General features: G+C 66.6%; 4 protein-coding genes. 2 read left to right on the forward strand and 2 right to left on the reverse strand.

Annotated elements, in window-relative coordinates:
* Positions 1-1,070 (forward strand): MFS transporter (locus ACO6D5_RS21035; protein ID WP_485826435.1); only part of this gene is annotated, 1,070 nt, incomplete at its 5' end.
* Positions 1,071-1,136: 66 nt separating this feature from the next.
* On the opposite strand, the gene ACO6D5_RS21040 is transcribed toward ACO6D5_RS21035, so the two are convergent.
* The gene (locus ACO6D5_RS21040) at positions 1,137-1,526 is read right to left on the reverse strand and encodes a hypothetical protein (protein WP_315846305.1); all 390 of its coding nucleotides are present in this window, start codon (positions 1,524-1,526) and stop codon (positions 1,137-1,139) included.
* A gap of 285 nt (positions 1,527-1,811) precedes the next feature.
* On the opposite strand from ACO6D5_RS21040, the gene ACO6D5_RS21045 reads away from it, so the two are divergent.
* Positions 1,812-3,113, forward strand: coding sequence for a UDP-N-acetylglucosamine 1-carboxyvinyltransferase (locus ACO6D5_RS21045; RefSeq protein WP_485826436.1), 1,302 nt, complete (start codon positions 1,812-1,814; stop codon positions 3,111-3,113).
* A gap of 110 nt (positions 3,114-3,223) precedes the next feature.
* Here the strand turns inward: ACO6D5_RS21045 and ACO6D5_RS21050 are convergent, their stop codons facing one another.
* Complete coding sequence (locus tag ACO6D5_RS21050; protein WP_485826437.1) at positions 3,224-4,519, reverse strand: acyl-CoA thioester hydrolase/BAAT C-terminal domain-containing protein; 1,296 nt, start codon at positions 4,517-4,519, stop codon at positions 3,224-3,226.
* Positions 4,520-4,576 lie beyond the last annotated feature (57 nt).

Genomic DNA, 4,576 nt, shown 5'->3' on the forward strand with positions numbered 1-4,576 from the left:
TCAGCGCGTCGCTAGCCGGCCAGATGGTCACCGCCTATGCGCTGGGTTCGCTGCTGGCGGCCATCCCGCTGACGATCGCCACCCGCGGCTGGCGGCGCCGCAACGTCCTGCTGCTGACCATCGTCGGCTTCCTGGTCTTCAATTCGGCCACGGCGCTGTCATCCCACTACGGGGTGACCCTGGTGGCGCGGTTCTTTGCCGGCGTGGCGGCGGGGCTGGCGTGGAGCCTCCTGGCCGGTTATGCGCGGCGCATGGTCGCCCCCTACCAGCAAGGCCAGGCGATGGCGCTTGCGATGGTGGGCACGCCCATTGCCCTGTCCCTGGGCGTGCCGCTGGGCACCTTGCTGGGGTCGGCCGTGGGCTGGCGCGCGGCGTTCTGGATCATGTCCGGGTTGACGCTGGTGCTGATCGCATGGGTGCTGGCCAAAGTCCCCGACTACCCCGGCCAGTCTGCGCATGAGCGCATGCCGCTGCGCCGCGTGTTCCACACACCCGGCGTGCGGCGCGTGCTGGCCGTCGTCATTGCGTGGATGCTGGCCCACAACATGCTCTACACCTACATCGCGCCCTTTGTGGCACCTGCCGGCCTGGGTGGGCGGGTGGACCTGGTGCTGTTCATTTTTGGCGCGGCGGCGCTTGTCGGCATCTGGATCACGGGCAAGCTGGTCGACCGCCATTTGCGTTCGACGGTGCTGGCCAGCCTGGCCGCGTTTGGCGCCACCGCGCTTGCGTTCGGCCTGGCACCGACAAATCCGGCCGTGATCTACCTGGGGATCGCGGCGTGGGGAATCAGCTTTGGCGGCGCAGCCACACTGCTGCAGACGGCGCTCGCGGATGCGGCCGGCCGCGGCGCCGACGTGGCGCTGTCCATGAATGTAGTCGCGTGGAACGGGGCGATTGCCGGCGCGGGCGTGGCGGGCGGCATGTTGCTCGACGTGTGGGGCGCGGGCGCTTTCCCCTGGGCCCTGGTGATACTGGTGGGCATTGCGTTCATGATCGCGTCGTCGGGCCATGCTTACGCGTTCCGGCCCGGGCTGCGCAGCTCGGGCGCGGTCGTCGTGGGACATTGAGCCTGCGCTTGCCGGGTGGGCGCCGGCGTCGCGGGCGCCAGCCTCGATTCAACCCCGGCGCCGTGATCACCGCAGGTGGTAGTACCCAACAAGCTCAGGCGTGAAGGACACCTTATCGCTGCCGACTGCGGCCAGTATCCCGTTGCGCACCGCATCGCTGGGGCTACCGTAGACCTCCATGCTTTTGACCACGCAGTGCTTCATGACCGCGGTGATATGGGGGTCAGACACCTCCCAATGGCGCAGGATCGCGTCCGAATCCGCGTACAGCTGGAAGCTGTAGCACAGCGCCTGGTCGGCATCGATGAACACCTGCACCATCAACTGCGGCGCATTCTCCTGGGCGAACCGCAGGGCATCGTGGATCGCCTGCTTGAATTCGTCCGCATGGTCGCGATCGAACGCCATGGTGTTGCGCAGCAGGATGGCGTGCTCTGGCCTGGGGGTCTCGCTCATGGGGAATCTCCGGGAAGGGGATGCGGAATCGGAACGCTGACCGCATTGTGCGGCGCGGGCGCCCCGCCATCGCAATTGACCCGATTCCCCTAAGGGCTTTGGCAGATTGGCGTGCAGGTTCCACGCCATAATTCCGGATTGCCGAACCGCTGGACTGCGGACAGCGCGTGCGGATATATGCAGTTTGAAACGTTTGGAATACTCCGTCCCCAATCAGGGCGGCGCGACGCCAGTACAATTCCCCGCGCTCTCCTCTCTTTTTTCACTCCGGCCGCCTTTCTCCCCATGTCCAACCTCATCGTCCACGGTGGCACGCCCCTGCGCGGCCGCGTCATTCCTTCGGCCAACAAGAACGCCGTGCTTCCCATCCTGTGCGCCACGCTGCTGACCGATCAGCCGTTGAAGCTGCATGGGGTCCCGGACATCACGGACGTGCGCAAGATCCTGGACATCTTCCGCACGCTGGGCAGCGAAGTCCGGCTGGATGAAACCACCCGCACGCTGGACCTGCACCACAAGCACACCCGGTTCGACGCCACAGCCCACCGCCTGCCCGAAGAAATGCGGTCGTCCATCATGCTGGTGCCGCCGCTGTTGGCCCGCTTTGGCGTAGCGCGATTGGAAGACAACGTGAAGGGCTGCACGCTGGGCGTGCGCGAGATCGATCCGCACGTGGAGATCTTCCGTTCGTTCGGCGGCGAGGTCGAGCGCGCCAGCGGTTCCCTGCTGGTCCGCAGCAGCAGCGCGCTCAAACCCACCCATCATTGGCTGGATTACGCGTCGGTCACCACGACCGAGAACTTCGTGTTGTGCGCGGCGGCGGCCAACGGCGAGTCGTCGCTGACCAACGCGGCGTCCGAACCGCACGTGCAGGAGTTCTGCCGCTTCATGGCGATGATGGGCGCCGATATCGACGGCATCGGCACGTCCCGGCTGACGGTCCGGGGCGGCAAGCCTTTGGGCGGCGGCGAGTTCACGTTTGAAGAAGACTTCCACGAGATCACCACCTTCCTGGCGCTGGGCGCGATCACGGGCGGAGACGTCGTGGTGCGCAACCGCACGCCGGGCAACTTCCCGCTGATCGACCGCACGTTCGCCAAGTTCGGCGTGCAGATCGAACACAAGGACGGCTGGTCGCGCGCGCTGCGCTCGGGCCCGCTGAAAGTGCAGACGCCCTTCACCAGCAATGTGCTGACGAAGGTCGAAGCGGCGCCATGGCCCTACTTCCCGGTGGACCTGCTGCCGATCTTCATCGCGCTGGGCGTGTGCGCCGAAGGCAACGCGATGTTCTGGAACAAGGTGTACGACGGCGCGCTGGGTTGGACGGGCGAGCTGTCGAAGTTCGGCGCGCACGTGTTTTCATCGGACCCGCACCGGGTGGTGACCTTTGGCGGCAATCCGCTGACGCCGGCCGTGGTCGAAAGCCCCTACATCATCCGCGTTGCCATCGCCTTGTTCATGGTGGCCAGCAGCATCAAGGGCCGCTCTGAAATCCGCAACGCCACGCCGATCCGCCGGGCGCATCCGCAGTTCGTGGAAAACCTGCGCAGCCTGGGCGTGCAGGTGGAATGGACGAGCGAAGAGTAAAAGCGGTGAGGGCTGCCCCCCTCAAGGAGCACATCGCAGCGGCATATGTGATGGGTTGCGCGCGCTGAGCTCCTGCGTTGTTGCTGGAGACGGCACGCGCTCCACCCATCCTACGAAATGCCGGCGGCCCTGCCCAAGAATTCCAGCACGGCCATGTAAGACCCTTCGTTGCCCGCAGCATTCGCGGCCGGCGTGCCGCCGGCGTCCAGCAACAGTCCCGACATTGCATGCGGCTTGCTGATCAAGGTGGCCGGCAAGTAGGGATAGTGGACGTGGTGCCCCGCCCCCATGCAGACATGATGGAACGTGGGCAGGCCGTGCGACTGGCGCTGCCGCATCACGATTTCCGAATAGGCGGTGCTGGGCCAGAAGCCGTCGTCGGACGCGCTGACCAGCATGACCGGGCCGGGAAAGTTCTCCACCGGGATGCGGGCGCGCTCGAACGCGGCGCCGTCGCGGGTCGCGCTTAAGAACGCATGGGTCTGGCGGTAGGGCGGCTCGGACGCGTAGGCCGCTTCCCAATCGGCGCTGGCGTTGTCCTGCCACAGGTGCGGCAACGGTTGGCCGCCCCGGGTCCAGACCTGGGCGTTGCGGCCGGTGCCGGGCGCGCCGGCGCTGACCACGCCATGTGTGACGGGCGACGGCACATAGGCCACGACCGCGCTGACCAGCTCCGGATAGTGCGAAGCCACCAGCAGCGAGGTCTCTCCGCCCCGGCTGATGCCCGACAGCGCCACGAAGCCGTCGCGCGGCGCCAGTTCGGCGCGCGCCCACTGCAGCGCGTGCTCGAAATATTCCAGCGGCATGTCGTTCAGGTACTTGGGCCGCCCCTCGTAGTTGAAGATGGCCAGGGCCAGGCACTGGAATCCGCGGGCGGCGAAGAGCGCGGCGCGGGGCGCATTCACGCCGCCTGACGAGCCGTTCATGTAGATGACCAGCGGATGCGGACCGGGGCCAGCAGGCGTATAGAGTTCGCCCGACACCGTCATGCCGCCGACCTGTCCGCGCACCGCGCGATGGCTCACGCCCTCTTCCAGGAATTCCTGCACCAGCTGCGCCGAGGCAACCCGGCTGCCGTCGGTCGCTTCGATCTGGATGACCAGGGGATCCGTACGATCGGGCGGAAACACCACCCGGCTCATGTCTTCGCACACCATCGACCACACGATGCCCATCGCAGAGGGTTCGGCGTAGCTGCCCGAGACGGGGCTGTCGCGCCCCAGGTCCAGGCTGCCGTCGTGGCCGGCCACGAAGACCGCTTGCGACCGCCACGGGGCGCCGCACATCTGCATGGTGGCGGTGACGGTGATGAAGGCGTAGGCCGGAAAGCCGTCGATGCGGATGTCTCGGGCGACGTCGATCAGGGCGAATTCGGGATTGACGGTGATGCGGGCTTGTTCAGTCACGGGGTGTCCTTACGCTTTCAGATCGGTCTTGGGTACGCCGTTGGCCTTGATGACCTG

Source organism: Achromobacter sp., assembly GCF_057314935.1.